This window comes from Magnetovibrio sp. (assembly GCF_036568125.1).
In the GTDB taxonomy this organism is placed as follows: Bacteria; Pseudomonadota; Alphaproteobacteria; order Rhodospirillales; family Magnetovibrionaceae; genus Magnetovibrio.
Map to the genome: position 1 here is coordinate 62,803 of NZ_DATCTF010000006.1, position 16,237 is coordinate 79,039.

Consider the following 16,237-nt stretch of genomic DNA (forward strand, 5'->3'; position numbering starts at 1 on the left):
AGCTCGACACCGTGGAAACCCAAGCATCGCGAGGGTTTCCACGGGTCCGAGTGGGTTTAATGGTCGAAGCCGACGGTGTCCATCATTTTCGTGGCGGTGGTGTGTGCGCTGACGATCTCCGACAAGTTGCGATCGTCGGCTTTGAACGTGCCCCAGCTGGCAACCAACGGATCGAGCGGCACGCCTGCTTTCAGCGGATATTCGAAGTTTGACGCGGCGTAGATGCCCTGAGCGTCGTCGGACGATAGGAATTCAAGGAACTTGACCGCTTCGTCGTAGTGCTTTGAGCTCTTGGTGATGGCGGCGGCGGACACGTTGACGTGGGTGCCGCGGTCGTTTTGATTGGGGAAGATGATGTTGACGGCGTTGGCCCATTCCTTTTGTTCGGGCTTTTCATCGTTGGTGATCATCATGCCGAAGTAGTAGCTGTTGCCCAGAGCGACGTCGCATTCGCCTTCCATGACGGCCTTTACCTGGGCGCGGTCATTGCCTTGCGGGCGGCGCGCCAGATTTTCCTTCACGCCGCGCAGCCAGGTCTCGGCCTCTTTTTCGCCTTTCGCCGCGATCACCGACGCCAGCAAGGACACATTGTAGGGATGTTTGCCCGAACGGGTGCAGACGCGGCCTTTCATGTGCGGTTTGGCAAGGTCTTCATACGTCGTCACTTCACCGGGTTTAACGCGGGTTTTGTGCGCGTAGATGGCGCGTGCGCGCATCGTCAGGCCGGTCCAAAGGCCGTTGGGATCGCGATACTGAGAGGGGATGTTGGACGTAATGACGTCGCTTTTGATGGGTTGGAGCAGATTGTCGGCCGTGAATTCGGCCATTTGGTTGATGTCCGCCGTCAGCACCACGTCGGCCGGGCTGTTCATGCCTTCCGATTGCAGGCGCTGGAGCAGCCCTTTGCTGGCTGAGACGACCTTGACGGTGACACCGGTCTTTTGCTCGTAGGCCTTGACCAGCGGCTCCACCAAAAAGGCTTGGCGGTAGGAATAGACATTGACGACCTTATCCGCGGCCACGGCCTGGGATGTGGCGCTCAACCCGACAAGGGCGAGGGTCGCGGCGGCCAGGGACAGCACCGATAGGGCGCGTGTGGGTTTGTGTTGAATGGGGGTACTCATCTTAAGGCTCCAACTCGGGTCTGCTCGGGGGCGAGGGAATGAAACGTCAGTTTGCTTATGGTCCGTCAGAAATATCGATATTCTAGTTTGGAATGATTTGAAATTGATAATCATTCGCAATTGATGATTTGGACGCTATCCTAATTGAGAATGACTTGCAATAACTATTTTCAGGTTCGGTACTGTGCTCCAAAATCAAGGCGAAAACCTCGGTGCATGCGCGTGAGACGGATTGTATCAACTGATATTTAACCCAATGCGTTCATGCTCTATGATGCTTCAACGCCCGAGTCTGGCGTGCACCCGCTTGGACACAACCGAACAGGCCAAACGTATGAAGATCGGAAACGTAGATCAGAGCAAAGGCGTCGATCGTTCGAAACGCAAAAAGGGCGTTTCTGGCGGCGGTTCGTCTGCGTTCGCCGATCAATTGCGTGGGGCGTCCGGAGGGGGCGAGACATCCTCCACGGAAGGCGCCGTCACGGACTCGGTGACGCTGAGCGGGGTCGATGCTTTGCTGGCGATGCAAGAAGTCGGCGATGCCACCGATGGGCGGGCACGGAAACAGGCTCAATCCTATGGTGAGGATCTTCTGGATCGTTTGACCGCCTTGCAGGATGCGCTTTTACGCGGCGCCATCCCCAAAGAGAACCTCATGGAAATGGCTAAGCGGATTCGGACCGCACGGGTCAAAGTGCAAGATCCAAAGCTCAATGCGATCCTCGACGCCATCGAATTGCGCGCTGAGGTTGAGATCGCCAAATACGCCCGCAGTTCCTGATCACAGTGAAAAACGGGGCTGTCGCGCGATTGCGCGGCGCTGTTGCAGTGAATTTATCCGTTTGTTCATCCCTTAAAAGGCGACTTTATCCACAATCAGGTGAAACGCCTCTTGCCTAGAGGCGAGCGCTTTCATATATTCCGCGCCAAATCCACACTCTGGGAGATATAGGCAGAACATGAACGTGACTCTTCCTCCCGATTACAAACCCTCCCCCAAGGAGGAGTTTATGAACCCGATGATGCTCGAGTACTTCCGCCAGAAGCTTCTGGATTGGAAGAGCGATCTTTTGAAGGAATCGCACGAAACCCTGGAACACCTTCAGGAAGGCGGTATTCTCGAACCCGACATCGCCGACCGTGCCTCGATTGAAACGGACCGCGCCTTGGAACTGCGCACGCGTGACCGTGCGCGCAAGCTGATCGCCAAGATCGACGAAGCGCTGGAACGCATCAACGATGGCAGCTATGGCTATTGCGAAGACACGCACGAGCCGATTTCCATTCCGCGTTTGGAGGCCCGTCCGATTGCGACGTTGACCATCGATGCGCAGGAACGCCACGAACGTATGGAAAAAACCCACCGCGACGACTGAGGCTTGGTCCAAGTCTTCACGGAACCGATTGCAAAAGGCCGGAGCACCGCTCCGGCCTTTTTTGCGATCCGAACCACAGGATAAGTGGACAAAAAGAGAGGCCGGAGCAAAGCTCCGGCCTTTAAGTTGGGTGGAAGAGGGGCGTACCCCAATTCCGAACGGAAACGATCTAAAAGGCTCAGAACGGGAACAGGATGTCCCAGAGCTGAGTTCCCCAGCGAGGCTGCTGGAGATTGCTGAGCGTACCGCGGCCACCGTAAGCGACGCGCATCTCGGCAATGCGGGTGTGAGCGATGGAATTGTCGGCGTCGATGTCGCCGGGGCGAACCACGCCGGTTAATTCCAACTCACGCATTTCTGAATTCACCATCAACTCCTGGCGACCCAGGATGACCAGTGCACCGTTGGGCAGAATTTGCGTCACCACGGCGGCGAAGGTCAGATTGATGGTTTCCTTGCGGTCGATGGTGCCGTCGCCTGACGTGGAGTGGTCGTTGCCGAAATTGGCGGCGGCGGTGGGGCTGAAGCCGGCGGGCAGATTGTTCTTGGCCAGCTTGGTTTCAAAGCCCAACAAATTGGTGACGTTGGCGCTTTCGCTGTCGGTGCGGGCGCGTTCGGTCTTGTTTTGCAGCGCGGCGCTGTCCGACAACGCCAAGCTGACGGTCAAAATGTCGCCGACTTCCTTGGCGCGGTGATCCTTAAAGAAGGCCCGTGCGCCAGGACGCCACAACGAGTTGGGGTTGTTTTCGGCAACCTTCGGCGCGGGCATCGGCATGCTGACCGGGCGATAATTGGGCATCACCGTGGGGTTGGTGATTTGCGTCAATTCCGGTCCGTCGCCGATTTCACTGATCCGCGACACGGTGTTGCAGGCGCTGACGGTGGCCGCCAACGTGGCGGTGAGCATCAGGTTTTTAAACAGGGAGGTGGTCCGTTTCATGGCTACTCTCCTAAAATTAGCGCATCGCCAGATTGACTTGCGCATCGACGCGAACCTGTCCGGGTCCGGTGACGACGCCTTCAATCACGGTGCTGGTTTGACTGTTGGAGATGCGGATGGTGTCACCGGTTGCACCCGATTCAAGCGCTTTTCCCTTGGCGGTCAGGCGCATGCTCGGGGTCGACAAGACCATGGTGACGGTAGCCCCTTTGGCGATGTCGACGGGCCGACGGATGTCGTTTTCGGTGATGGGGTTGCCCGCCGAAATGGTGCGCTTGGCGGCCATGCCGATGAGGTGGCTGGGATCGGTGACGGCGTTGCGCGCCAGCCGGGCCTGGGGCATCTCAACCCACTCCAAGTCGCCCTCTTCGATGGTGTCGCCACCCATCTTGCGTTTGGCAAGCACCGGGACTTCGGTCATACGTTCCAACCGGCCGCTGACGCGGCGGCGTTCGTCTTTGGCGTTGCCCCAGGCGAGCACGGCGCTGAACCGGCCGGTGCTGGCGTCCAGGTTGATTTGGTCGACACCCAGCAAATAGTCCTCGCCGACCGGCAGGTGCAAACGAAACGAGCGGTTGGCCAGTGTGGCGCGCGACGAGGCGTCACCGCCTTCGGCAACCAGGCGTTCGAACAGCAGCGCTTCGATTTCGCTCTTGCTGATGACTTGGCTGTCGCGTTCCACGACGACGCGATCCGCCGCGGAACCGGGCTGCCAATTCAGCTTGAATGCAGCAGCAACCCGCTTGAGCCAGCGGGCATCGAACACGGCCCTCGAGCCGGGGCGCGGGGCATAGGCGACGACGCGTTCTGCGTATTCGCCCGTGCCTTGAAACAGATCGCCCAGACGGATCACACCGTCTTGGATGAGGATGCTGTGGTTAAGCGCGACGTACCCTCGGGGGTGTTCGATGGCGGTGTCGGCGGGCTTTTGTCCGCCGACGCTGGCCGCCAGAGCAGGGGCGCCGCTCAAAAGCGTGAGAGCGAAAAGAAAGGCAATGCGTTTCATAGCGTCCTCCTTACCTCAGCGACGTCAAGGTGCCCATCATGTCATCCGAGGTCTGGATGACCTTGGAGTTCATTTCGTAGGCGCGCTGCGCGGAGATCAGGTTGGAGATCTCTTCCACCGCATTGACGTTGGAGGTTTCTAGGAAACCCTGCAAAATCGTGCCGTAACCGGTGGTGCCGGGGGCCGCCGTGGTGGCGTTGCCCGATGCCGGGGTTTCCAGATACAGGTTCGAGCCGATGGATTCCAAACCGGCTTCGTTGGCGAAAATAGCGGTCTGAATTTGGCCGACGTTGGAATAGGCGACCTGACCATCCAGCTTCACCAGAACTTCGCCGGAGGTGTTGATGGCGACGTCCACAGCGTTGCTCGGCACTGTGATGTTGGGCAGGATGGGATAGCCGTCATGGGTCACGATCTGGCCGTTGGCGTTGAGCTGAAAGGTGCCGTCGCGGGTGTAGGTGGTGTCGCCGTTGGGCATCTGCACCTGGAAGAAACCGCGCCCCTGAACCGCTAGATCGAAGGCGTTGTCGGTGGGGTTGAGGTTGCCTTGTTCGTGGATGCGATAAACGGCGGCAAGCTTCACGCCCAAACCGATCTGCACGCCCGACGGCACGATGTCGCCGGCGTCCGAAGAGGTCGAACCGACACGGCGCAGGTTTTGATACAGCAGGTCGTGGAATTCCGTGCGCCGACGCATGAAGCCGGTGGTGTTCATGTTGGCGAGGTTGTTGGATACGACTTCGACGTTGCGCTGCTGGGCCAACATGCCGGTGGCTGCGATGCTTAAAGATCTCATGGTTTCCGTCCTTTCGCTCTTTGGCGTTTGTTTTGTGTCTGTCGGAGGCTCTTAAAGGTCTCAACGCCAGATCAAGTGCTGATCAGTTGCTGCCGACTTTGGCCAGTTCGTTGATGGCCTTGCGGATGCGTTCGTCTTCTTTGTCGATGAAGCTCTGGGTGCTTTTGTATCGACGGCTGACTTCGATCATGCGGGTCATTTCCAACACGCCTTCAACATTGGAACGCTCCAGGGCGTGCTGGGCCAGTTGGGGCCGGTCGATCGGTATGGCGGCCTGATCGGTGGTGTACAAACCGTTGCCGGCGCGTTGCAAAGCCAAAGGCCTGTCGAAGGTGACAACCTGAAGCTTGCCGATCTGGCCGTTTTCCGTCGAGATCGTGCCGTCACCGTTGACCACGATGTTGGTGTCTTCCGGGGCGAAAAAAATCGGCGCACCGGCATCGGTCAGCACAGGCTGGCCGTTTTGCGTGACCATTTGGCCGGTGTTGTCGAGGCGGAAGTTGCCGTTTCGGGTATACTGCTGGGCGCCGTTGGGGCCTTGAACCACGAAATAGCCGTCGCCGTGAATGGCGATGTCGAGAGGATTGCCAGTTTGTTCGATGGTGCCTTCGGAGGTATCGCGATAGCTGGCGACGTCGCGGGTGAACGACAGGCGCTGGTCGGCGATGAAGTCCCCGGACTTGGAGCGCGTGATATGGTCGACGAACATCATCCGCTCACCTTTGTAGCTGGTGGTGTTCATGTTGGCCATGTTGTTGGCGATGGTGCTCATTTCTCGGCGCAAGGCTCCCAGGCGGGATAGCGCAATATATGAAGAAGTTTCCATCAGACTTGCCTTTGGTTCAGATCGTTTTCCGTTCGGCTTGTTTGTGTCTGCGTTCGAGCGCAGGTGCCGTTGCTAAATACAAATGCAGAGACCGTGCCAATTGTTAATGTCGTTGCAAATCAATGCGTTGTGTTGGTTATGGTCGTCGTTTGAGGGGGAATGAAAAGGGGGCGCGGCAGGGGCTGCCCGGCAGAACTTGCCGTTTTCAGAAGGTCATGGCGCCAAAGAGAAAGGGTGAGGCGTGGGAGGTTTGCGAAGGGGGGGGTGAGGTGGTGGCGTTTAAGCCCCGACATTTATGGATTCGCATGAAAAACGAGAGCGTTGCACGAGGGGCGCGTATGGTAAAAGGGTGCCAAACCCCTTGGTTTTCTTGGTTGGGTCAACCCCTTGTTAACCATCGGCATCATATTGTGGTGAGCTGAGTTAACTTACATGCGGTGCGCGTGGGCGCGTTTCGATATGATAAGTCAGGACTCAAAACGAGTGGAGACGGCATGGCCGACGAAGAACTAGAAGAAGACCTGGACGACGGCGTCGGTGAGTCCGAGGACGAAGGCGGCGAGGGCGAGGGTGGAAGCGGTTCTGGTAAAAAGCGCCTCCTGATTGTCATCGCGGCGGTCCTGGTGTTGATTCTGGGTGGTGCCGCGGCGGCTTACTTCACGGGTCTTTTGCAGCCGGTGATTGACATGTTGTCCGGCGGTCAGGATGCGGTTGCGGTCGAGGAGCTCGATCAGCAGCAAGTGATCTCCGGCGATGCCGTGTTCTACGATTTGCAAGAAATGCTGGTGAACATTAACACCGGCGGGCGCAAGGCGGTTTATTTGAAGATCCGCGTCAGTCTGGAACTGGAAAGCGGTGACGATATCGTCAGAATTGAAGAAATGATGCCGCGCATCGTCGATAATTTTCAGATTTACCTGCGCGAGCTTAGAATTGAAGACCTGAAAGGGTCGGCGGGCATGTACCGACTGCGTGAAGAGCTGCTCAAGCGCGTAAGCGTGGCTGTGGCGCCCGCCAAGGTCAACGATGTGTTGTTCAAGGAGATGCTCGTCCAGTAAGGCGAGCGGAGGTTAGGCAAAAGCATGACTGCGCCCGGTGAAGACGTCGATCAAGATGCCATGGCGGCGGCCTGGGAGGCTGCCATGGGCGGTGGCGACCCCGATGCCGACAGCGGTGGCGGTGGCGACGACGGTGACGATCTCGCCGCCGAATGGGCCGCAATGCTGGATTCCGGCGGTGGCGGCGAGGCTGCTACGGGCGGTAGTTCTCCACGAGAATCAACCCGCGTTCTGAACCAGGACGAAATCGACAGTCTGCTCGGCTTCGATGACGACCTGGAAGAAGGCGACCAGAAATCCGGTATTCAGGCGATCCTCAACTCGGCGCTGGTGTCTTACGAACGCCTGCCGATGCTCGAAGTTGTGTTCGACCGCTTAGTGCGTTTGATGTCGACGTCATTGCGCAACTTTACCTCCGACAACGTTGAAGTCTCCCTCGACAACATCACTTCGATCCGTTTTGGCGATTATCTCAACTCGATCCCGCTGCCGGCCATGCTTTCGGTGTTCAAGGCCGAGGAATGGGACAACTACGGTCTGCTGACGGTCGATAGCTCTCTGATCTACTCGATCGTAGACGTTTTGCTCGGCGGACGACGCGGCACGGCGGCGATGCGTATCGAAGGTCGTCCCTACACCACCATCGAACGATCCTTGGTCGAACGCATGGTGCACGTGGTGCTGTCGGATCTGTCGGGCGCGTTCGAACCGCTTTCGCCGGTCACGTTCCGTTTTGACCGCCTGGAAACCAACCCGCGTTTCGCGACCATTTCCCGGCCTTCCAACGCCGCCATCGTGGCGCGGTTGCGTATCGATATGGAAGACCGCGGCGGCCAAATGGAGCTGCTGTTGCCCTATGCGACGCTGGAACCTGTGCGCGAGCTGCTGCTGCAGATGTTCATGGGCGAAAAGTTCGGTCGCGACAGCATTTGGGAAACTCACTTGGCCGAAGAGCTGTGGATGACGGAAGTCGAGCTGGAAGCCGTGCTCGATACCCAAACCATGCGCTTGGGCGATGTGTTCGATATGCAAAAGGGATCACATATGGATCTCGGTGCGACACCGGAATCGCAAGTCATGCTGTTGTGTGGCGACGTCCCGATGTATCTTGGGCGTATGGGCCGCAAAGGCGACCAGATTGCGATCCGCATCGATGGTCGATATGAGAAGCCCAAGAACGACTAGCGGAGCCACAGAAGGGACGGCGCTCAAACGCCAGTGAGGTAAACGTGCAAATTGCCTTCGTACTCGACGTCATCATTGCGGTGCTTTTGGTGCTGACCATCACCTATGCGGTGCGTCTCAACCAGCGTTTGGCACAATTGCGCAGCGACAAAAACGAATTGATGGAACTGGCCAAAACCTTCGCCGAAGCCACCGTCAAGGCCGAAGCGGGCATCAAGGCGCTTAAGATTTCCAGCGAAGCCTTGCAAACCGACGTCCAAAAGGCCGAAGCCTTGCGCGACGACTTGGCCTATCTGGTGGAACGCGGCGGACGTTCGGCGGATGAAATGGTTGCTTCCGTGCGTGCACCCAAATCGCAGCGTCATGACTTTTCACCCGAAGAAGAGGATGAAGACCTGCTGATCGAAGAAGCGATCCGCGCCGCGACACCGGGTGCCGGTGGCCGACCGGGGGGGCGTGCCGATACGCGTCCGGGGCCGCGCTTCGGGGCTAAAGACGATAATTCATTGGCGCGTGGCGAGACGACCCGGCGCGTCAGTTTGCATCCTGAACCGGCGCCTGCGCAACGATCGTCCGAGCAACGCAGACTGGGTGGCGGATTGGGTGGCTTGAGCGCCCAGGACCGCTTGCTCGACAAACGCGGGACTTCCGCCGAAGAGCCGTCCATTGGCGATACGGATGCCGCACGTGAACTGCTCAAGGCGCTCAGCTCGATGAAGTGAGCGGATATATCTATGGAATGCACTGAATGGCTATGGCGCAAGGGAACATGAGTATCGGCAGAATAACCCCGGTTCGGCGGAGTGCGCATGCGCTGCCCGAAGCGGACGAAGAGCTCGACTTTTCGTTCGAAGAGCCTGAGGCGAAAAAGCCCAGCCTGTTGCGCCGAGTGGTTGTTAAGGTGCGCCTGTTGCCGATGGTCATCTTCTTTTCCACCCTGACCTTGACCGTGCGCGTCGGCGATATCTGGGAAGGCGTCGATGGTGTGTTGAACGGCACCGTGTCCGTCGCCACCACCCAGGCGCAAACGGGAACTGATCCAGCGGCCACTGATGCCGCCATGCCCGCAGCTGACGGGTTGCCGTCGGAACTGATGTCCACCGATGGGTTGGACCCCGGTGCGATGGCGGAAGAAGACCAAGCCGCGGTTGCCGCGCGCATGTTGGCGGACGATCCGACGTTGCTGACGCAATCCGAAATCGACTTGTTGCAAAAGCTTGCCGAGCGCCGTGTCGAGATTGATGCGCGCGCCCGTGAATTGGATAGCCGCGTCGCGCTGCTCGCCGCCGCGGAATCTCGGATCGATAGAAAAATTCAAGATTTCAAGGCGTTACAGGCGACGATCGAAAGTTTGATCAAGACCTATGACGAACAGCAGGACGCCAAGTTGATGAGCTTGGTGAAGATCTACGAAAACATGAAGCCCAAGGATGCCGCACTCATTTTCGAAGAGTTGGAAATGGACGTGCTACTGCAGGTGGCGGAACGGATGAAGGAACGCTCTTTGGCGCCGATCATGGCGAAGATGAATCCCCAGCGGGCGCGTGAGGTGACGGTCGAACTGAATGCGTTGCGCAAGTTGCCGGAACCGAACCCGGCGGGCGGGTGAGAGCATGCTGAAAAAGGCTTAGACGTTTGTTCTAAAAGGTTGCGAACTGTTTGCGACTCCTTTACCAAGATAGGGTAAATTCATTTTGGCTCTGTGATTCTTGGGGATGAAAGCCTGCAAGCTAGTTCCTGCGTCCCGAGATGAAACGAATGGAATAAAGGCGCAAAAGCGCTCAACTTTGGTAACGGTGAAGAACTGCTATCGCGAAAACCTAAGACCTTCGTGTTAACTCAGGGAACGCACGGAAAGTCAGACTTAAGATATAGGCGATAGTTAAGCCGGGAAATGGAGTGTTCAGATGGCTGTCGATAAGAACATGAATGTTCTGATCGTGGATGATTACAAGACCATGCTCAGGATCATCCGAAACCTTCTGCGTCAACTTGGTTTCGAAAATGTAGATGAAGCGACGGACGGAACCCAGGCGCTCGAGAAGCTCAAAGAAGGCGGCGGGAACTTCGGATTGGTTATTTCCGATTGGAACATGGAGCCCATGACCGGCATTGAATTGCTGCGTCACGTGCGCGCCGACGACAAGCTCAAGCATATTCCCTTCATCATGGTGACGGCGGAATCCAAGTCAGAAAACGTGATCGCGGCGAAAGAAGCCGGTGTGTCCAACTACATCGTTAAACCTTTCAACGCTGATACCCTCAAATCGAAGATGGTCAGTGTGCTGGGCGACTTCTAAGGTCGTCTGAGGAATCTTTATGGCCGGACGTAAGTCGAATACGGCCACGGCTAAAAAGCCGAAGGCCATAAGAAAACCCAGTACCAAGTCTGCTGCTAAGGACGGTGCGGTGAAAAAACGCGCCGTCAAAGCTGTCGATCAGGTCATTGCAGCCGCCAAAAAGGTCAAACGCAAAGGCAAAGCGGTCCCGATCGCTGCGCCCAGGCGCGCCAAACGCGACCCGGCTGTGACCATTTACGCCGAACTGGAACGCTTAGCGGCCTACATCGATGCGGCGAAGCGCGAAATCGCGGAAATTCGTCCTCAAGACGTAAAAGAGGAATATCTGCCCGGTGCGAGCGACGAGCTGGATGCCATCGTCGCGGCGACTGCTGACGCGACCAACACGATCATGGACAATTGCGAAGTGATCGAGGGGGTGATGGGTGACGTCAACGATGCGGTTTCGGCAAAGCTTATGGATGCCACGACACACATCTATGAGGCTTGCACCTTTCAAGACATCACCGGGCAGCGCATCGGCAAAGTGGTTGCGGCGCTGAAAAACATCGAAAAGCGCATCGATGCCTTGGTGTTGACGCTCGGCGACGAGATCATCAAGCCACAGAAGAAAAATGCCAAGCCTGAACCCACGGGCAAGAAAGAGAAGAAAGAAATCACCGACGCGGACCTTCTCGAGGGTCCCCAGCTTGGCGACAAGGCCAAGAGCCAGGCTGAGATCGACGATCTTTTGGCAAGTTTTGACTAGGGCTCACGTCCGCCATGGACACCATGAACGACCAGATCAAGCGGTTACCTGAAGAGGGCCCCAACACCGTCGCCCTGTTTCTCGGGCTGTATCTGGTCGTGTTGGCGTTCTTCATTTTGCTGGTGACGATTTCCACCGTCGAGGAAACCAAATCGAAAAAGGTGATGGACAGCCTGTCCAGCGCGTTCACTTCCATCGTACCGCCGTCGGCGGACCTGCAAAGCTTTCAATCCAAAGACGGCGACGTCTTGGCGGGGCAGGAATTTCAGCAGCAGGTGACGGGCATTTTTTCCACTGCCCTGGGCATCGACAAAGTCGAAACCGTTCAGCCGGGACGGCAGATGCGCTTGTTGTTGAAGGCTGACAGCTTGTTTTTTCAAGACGAGGCGCGCATCCGTCCGGCAATGTTTCCGCTGCTGGACCGAACCGTAGCGGCGCTGTCCAGCCGCCCGTCGGGATTGCGTTACGATTTGGAGTTCGTGATCGGCACACCGACCGCCGATGACGGCAAAACCATGCCGACGGAAGAAACGCTGGAAGTGCGCCGCGCTGGGGCGTTCGCCGATGAAATGAATTCGCGCGGCATTCCGCCCGACAGCGTCGCGGTCGGCATGCGTCCGGGCCATGTCGGGGAAATCGTGATCTGGTTCTATACCCGCGACATCGAAAAAACCAAACTGCAATTCACTGAGGAGGATCGGTTCAAGAATGCCCGGTAGCATTTGAACGCTGTGCCCATGCTCGACGACGACATGACCCCTGATATGCAACGCCAAGCAGGCCCGAAAGCGGCCTGGATGGTCACGTTCGCGGATCTCGTATCCCTGATGCTGACCTTCTTCGTGTTGCTGTTTTCCATGTCGTCGCTGCAAATGGACGAATGGGACGCGATGACCGACACCCTGACCCAGACCTTGAACCCGGGCAAGCTGACCACCGTCGCGGCGGCCACGGCTGAATTCAACATCGGCACCATCTTTCGCCGACAGGCCACCGACCTGGATTATCTGTCCGGGGTCTTGCAGCGTGGCGTGCAGGAAGACGAGCTGTTGAGGGCCTCTAAGATCATGCTGCTCGACGACCGTTTGGTGGTGGCGTTACCGGGTGACCTGTTGTTCCCGTCGGGAAAGGCGGAGATGCCCGACGAAGCGCGCTCGGCCCTATTTACGCTGGGTAGTCTTTTGCGCAACGTCGGCAATCAGATCGGCGTCAACGGCCACACCGACCCCAGTTTGCCGTCAGGTGAAAGCGGCTTTCAAACCAACTGGGAACTTTCCGTGGCGCGCTCGGCTGCGGTGGCCAACGCCTTGCGGGCGTCGGGCTATACCGATGACATCATCGCGTTCGGGTATGCCGACAGCCGCTACGGCCAATTGCCGGAAATTGATGAAGTCGAACGCGCCAAGCTGGGCCGACGCGTCGATATCGTAATTTTCCCCACCGTTGGGGGAGGCGACTGATGGGGCGGCTGGGGGGCATTCTTTTTGTGGTCGCGTTGATTACGGCGGCCGTCACCAGCCCATCCGTGTCTTGGGCCGATCCGGTTCAGGTGCGCGCCAGTCGGGGTGACGGCTACGGCCGTTTAACCTTCCGCTGGCCCCAACCGGTCGGCCATCAGGCGAGCCGCGACGGCGATCGGTTGGTGATCACGTTTTCGCGCCCCATCGAAGCGGACCTGCGCCCGGTGGTGCGGGGGCTGGGACAACTGATCGCCTCGACCGAAGCCGCGCCCAACGAAGCCACGGTCGTGTTTCGCATCAAGGGCGATTTTTCGGTTCGCAGTTACGACAGCGGTGCATCGGTGGTGGTGGACATCGTCAGTGCCGCTCAACAGCCTCAACCGCAGACAAACGCACCCCAGGCAGGGAATGTGCAGGGGCAGCAAGTCGCGACGCAGCAGGGCCCCACTGTTCCGGTGCGCGTCGGCGCTCACGACACCTATTCGCGGATCGTGTTCGATTGGCCCGCTGCTACCGCTTTCGAAGTCGTGCGCGATGGCGTCAACGCCACCATCAAATTCGCCAAACCGGGACGCGCAAATGTGGCGGCCTTGGCTGGCGGTCGCACGCGCAACATCTCCGGTGCTGAAACCTTTGTCGACAACGGCAATCTCAGCGTCACATTGAAGGTCGATGCGACGTCGCAAATCAAGGCGTTCGCCAGCGGCCCCAAAGTGGTGGTCGATGTGTTCGCGCCCGGCACCCAGGCCGCTGCGCCCGCCGTTGCGGCCACACCCGCAGCCGCACCAGAGCCTACTTCCATACCCACACCTGCGCCCACGCCAGTCGCTGCTGCATCCGCACCAACGCCGCCGAGCGCCGAAGGCGAACAACCGCCGCCGCCCGCCGCCGTGCCAACCGCGCCGGTGGAATTGGCCCAGTCGGCCCCGGTGAGTTTGGAGCCTCAACCCGCAGCCCAGGCCGCCCCACAGCCTGCCGCGCCGCCCGTCGAGGACACGCGCATCGAAACCCGCGCCCAGGCCAGTACCATCGCCGAAGGCGCTGTGGCTTTGAAATTCAGCTGGGACGAACCGGTCGGCGCGGCAGTATTTCGGCGTGGCGGCGATTTATGGGTGATTTTTGACAAGCGCGCAAAAATCGATACCGAGGCCTTGATCCGCGATGGCGCGGGCTTGATCACCTCGGTCGAACAAGTGCCGTCGCAAAACGGCGCCGTATTGCGTATGACCACTGCGGAAAGCGTCAACCCCGACATCAAACGCGCGGGACTGGCGTGGGTTTTGGAATTTATGTCCCAGCCGTTGATCCCCAGCGCGCCGCTGCAAGCCGACTCCCAACCGGACTCGCCTTTGGGTGCGCGCTTGTTCGTGGCTGTGCCGGAACCAGGCAACATCATCGCCTTTCGCGACCCCGAAGCCGGCGATAACTTGATCGCAGTGCCGGTGATCCCGCTTGGTCACGGTATGTCGCGGGAATGGTCGTATCCGCAGCTCAGCTTCCTGCCATCCAAACAAGGTGTGGTGTTGAAGCCGTTGTCGGACGATTTGCGGGTGCGGCCGTTGCGCCAAGGCATCGAAGTGACCAGCACCGGGACCTTGCAGATTTCCAGTGTCAGCGCCGAAGAAAAGGCCAATGTGGACCTGCAGCAACAATTGGCCGCCAGCGCCGGCATGGGGGGCTTGGGGCCTGTGACGAGGGTCCTTGATCTGGAAAAGTGGAAACGCCCGGACTTGCTGTCGTTCACCGAAACCAAACAAGACCTTCAGCGCGAAGTGGCGTTTGCCAAGAACGACCGTGCGAAAAAACAGAGCCACCGCAACTTGGCACAGTTTTTCTTCGCCAATGGGTTCGAGGCCGAGGCCTTGGGCGTGCTTCAGGAAATGGTTCGCAGCGAACCGGACTACGCTAAGGAACCCGAGTATTTGGTGATGCACGGGGCGGCCAGTTGGATGATGGGGCGCATGGAGGACGCGCGCACCGATCTGTTCAATCCCAATCTGGACCCTTACGACGAAGCGACGTTTTGGCGCGCCGCCGTGGTGGCCGGCGAGGGTAAGCTTGCCGATGCGGCGTACGAGTTGCGCAAGACCGGTTCCATCACCCAGCCTTATCCGAAATCTCTCAAGATGCCGACGGCGACGCTGGTTGCGGCGGCGGCGGTTGAATTGGGTGACGTTAGACAGGCGACGCAGTATCTCGAAGTGCTGAGTGTCGATAACCCGACCCAAGCGCAGTTGGATCAAATCAAATACGTTTCCGGCAAGCTCAAGGAATTGAGCGGCGACTTCGATGGCGCAATCGCGGATTGGGAAGCGGTGATGGAGGGACGCCACCGCCCCTCGCGGGCCAAGGCCGCGGTGGCGCGCACGGAACTTTTGCTCAAACGCAATCTTTTCACCCCGGCAGATGCGATCGAAGAATATGAAAAGCTGCGTTTCGTGTGGCGCGGCGACAATTACGAATTCGAACTTCTGCGGCGCCTGGGATCTTTGTATCTGGATCAGAAATTCTACCGCAACGGTCTGCGTACACTGCGCCAAGCGGCGACCTATTTCCCCAACCATGAGGAAAGCAATCAGGTCACCAAGCAGATGAGCGACGCGTTCAATTTTCTCTATTTAAAAGACGGCGCGGATATCTTGCCACCGGTAACCGCCATTGCGCTTTACGACGAGTTTCGCGAACTGACCCCGCCGGGGGCCTTAGGCGACGAGATGATTCGACGCCTTGCCGATCGCTTGGTCGGCGTGGACTTGCTGGACCGCGCGGCGGACCTGCTGGAACAACAAGTCGACTTCCGCCTCAAAGGCGAAGACAAAGCGCGCGTAGGCGCGCGGTTGGCGCTGATCTATCTGCTCGATCGCAAATATGAAAAATCCTTGTCGGCTCTGGATAAAACCGAAGTTCCCGCCGTGGCCGATGCATTGGCGAGCCAACGGGTCTTGCTGCGTGCACAGGCCGAAATTGGTTTGGACAAGCCGCAGATGGCATTGGAACTGCTAACCCAGGAAGTCAGTCAAGATGCCGAACTGGTTCGCACCGGCGTCTACTGGCGCGCGGGCGATTGGAAAAATGCCGCCAAGTCTTTGGCCAAGGTGGTTCGGGGATTGGGCGTAAAGCCCAACAAAGCGATGAACGACAGCCAGGCCGCCGCCGTGCTGTCGTTGGCGATCGCCCATACTTTGGACGGCAACGAGGTGGCGATCACCCGCTTGCTCGAATCCTACGGTCCCGCCGTGGCCCAGACCAGCTACGCCGACGCGTTCCGCTTGATCGCCGAACCGCCCGAGACGGGCTTGGTGAATTTTCGCGGACTGGAACCGATCGTCAAAAAAGTCGTCGATTTCCAAGGCTTCATGGAAGTCTATCGCCAGCGGATCGCCGACGGGCAACTGAGCTCATTGTACTGATCGCGCGC

Annotated in this window: 16 protein-coding genes; 11 read left to right on the forward strand and 5 right to left on the reverse strand. The window is 58.4% G+C overall.

Annotation, left to right across the window (positions count from 1 at the left end; all coding sequences use genetic code 11):
• Positions 1–56 precede the first annotated feature (56 nt).
• Positions 57–1,124, reverse strand: a complete 1,068-nt coding sequence (locus tag VIN96_RS02490; RefSeq protein WP_331893849.1) for a Fe(3+) ABC transporter substrate-binding protein — start codon at positions 1,122–1,124, stop codon at positions 57–59.
• 271 nt (positions 1,125–1,395) lie between these two features.
• Between VIN96_RS02490 and VIN96_RS02495 the strand changes: the two genes are divergently transcribed.
• Both VIN96_RS02495 and dksA read left to right on the forward strand, forming a co-directional pair.
• Positions 1,396–1,905 carry a flagellar assembly protein FliX gene (locus tag VIN96_RS02495; RefSeq protein WP_331893850.1) on the forward strand — a complete coding sequence of 170 codons (510 nt, stop codon included), beginning with the start codon at positions 1,396–1,398 and terminating at the stop codon, positions 1,903–1,905.
• A 178-nt stretch (positions 1,906–2,083) separates the two neighbouring features.
• Positions 2,084–2,500: an RNA polymerase-binding protein DksA gene (gene dksA, locus VIN96_RS02500; RefSeq protein ID WP_331893851.1), complete on the forward strand. Its 417-nt coding sequence runs from the start codon at positions 2,084–2,086 to the stop codon at positions 2,498–2,500.
• Positions 2,501–2,678: 178 nt separating this feature from the next.
• Here dksA and flgH read toward each other — a convergent pair whose 3' ends face one another.
• The 4 genes from flgH to flgF all read right to left on the reverse strand — a co-directional run bounded on the left by flgH (position 2,679) and on the right by flgF (position 6,068).
• Positions 2,679–3,440: a flagellar basal body L-ring protein FlgH gene (gene flgH / locus VIN96_RS02505; RefSeq protein ID WP_331893852.1), complete on the reverse strand. Its 762-nt coding sequence runs from the start codon at positions 3,438–3,440 to the stop codon at positions 2,679–2,681.
• A 16-nt stretch (positions 3,441–3,456) separates the two neighbouring features.
• The gene (gene flgA, locus VIN96_RS02510; protein WP_331893853.1) at positions 3,457–4,446 is read right to left on the reverse strand and encodes a flagellar basal body P-ring formation chaperone FlgA; all 990 of its coding nucleotides are present in this window, start codon (positions 4,444–4,446) and stop codon (positions 3,457–3,459) included.
• Positions 4,447–4,456: 10 nt separating this feature from the next.
• Positions 4,457–5,242: a flagellar basal-body rod protein FlgG gene (gene flgG / locus VIN96_RS02515; RefSeq protein ID WP_331893854.1), complete on the reverse strand. Its 786-nt coding sequence runs from the start codon at positions 5,240–5,242 to the stop codon at positions 4,457–4,459.
• An 82-nt stretch (positions 5,243–5,324) separates the two neighbouring features.
• Complete coding sequence (gene flgF, locus VIN96_RS02520) at positions 5,325–6,068, reverse strand: flagellar basal-body rod protein FlgF (RefSeq protein WP_331893855.1); 744 nt, start codon at positions 6,066–6,068, stop codon at positions 5,325–5,327.
• Between the two features lie 494 nt (positions 6,069–6,562).
• On the opposite strand from flgF, the gene VIN96_RS02525 reads away from it, so the two are divergent.
• From VIN96_RS02525 to VIN96_RS02565, 9 genes are all read left to right on the forward strand, one after another.
• On the forward strand, positions 6,563–7,126 hold the full coding sequence (locus tag VIN96_RS02525) for a flagellar basal body-associated FliL family protein (protein WP_331893856.1): 564 nt from the start codon (positions 6,563–6,565) through the stop codon (positions 7,124–7,126).
• A 24-nt stretch (positions 7,127–7,150) separates the two neighbouring features.
• Positions 7,151–8,311 carry a flagellar motor switch protein FliM gene (gene fliM, locus VIN96_RS02530; protein WP_331893857.1) on the forward strand — a complete coding sequence of 387 codons (1,161 nt, stop codon included), beginning with the start codon at positions 7,151–7,153 and terminating at the stop codon, positions 8,309–8,311.
• Positions 8,312–8,355: 44 nt separating this feature from the next.
• Positions 8,356–9,033 (forward strand): DUF6468 domain-containing protein, encoded by a 678-nt coding sequence (locus tag VIN96_RS02535; protein ID WP_331893858.1) that lies wholly within the window; start codon positions 8,356–8,358, stop codon positions 9,031–9,033.
• A 47-nt stretch (positions 9,034–9,080) separates the two neighbouring features.
• Positions 9,081–9,920, forward strand: coding sequence for a hypothetical protein (locus tag VIN96_RS02540; protein WP_331893859.1), 840 nt, complete (start codon positions 9,081–9,083; stop codon positions 9,918–9,920).
• 298 nt (positions 9,921–10,218) lie between these two features.
• Complete coding sequence (locus VIN96_RS02545; RefSeq protein WP_331893860.1) at positions 10,219–10,611, forward strand: chemotaxis response regulator CheY; 393 nt, start codon at positions 10,219–10,221, stop codon at positions 10,609–10,611.
• A gap of 19 nt (positions 10,612–10,630) precedes the next feature.
• The gene (locus VIN96_RS02550; RefSeq protein WP_331893861.1) at positions 10,631–11,359 is read left to right on the forward strand and encodes a protein phosphatase CheZ; all 729 of its coding nucleotides are present in this window, start codon (positions 10,631–10,633) and stop codon (positions 11,357–11,359) included.
• A gap of 14 nt (positions 11,360–11,373) precedes the next feature.
• Entirely contained in the window at positions 11,374–12,078 is a 705-nt protein-coding gene (locus tag VIN96_RS02555; RefSeq protein ID WP_331893862.1) for a flagellar motor protein MotB, read from the forward strand.
• A 12-nt stretch (positions 12,079–12,090) separates the two neighbouring features.
• Complete coding sequence (locus tag VIN96_RS02560; protein WP_331893970.1) at positions 12,091–12,819, forward strand: OmpA/MotB family protein; 729 nt, start codon at positions 12,091–12,093, stop codon at positions 12,817–12,819.
• Entirely contained in the window at positions 12,819–16,229 is a 3,411-nt protein-coding gene (locus VIN96_RS02565) for a tetratricopeptide repeat protein (protein ID WP_331893863.1), read from the forward strand. Before VIN96_RS02560 ends, VIN96_RS02565 begins: the two co-directional genes overlap by 1 nt.
• Positions 16,230–16,237 lie beyond the last annotated feature (8 nt).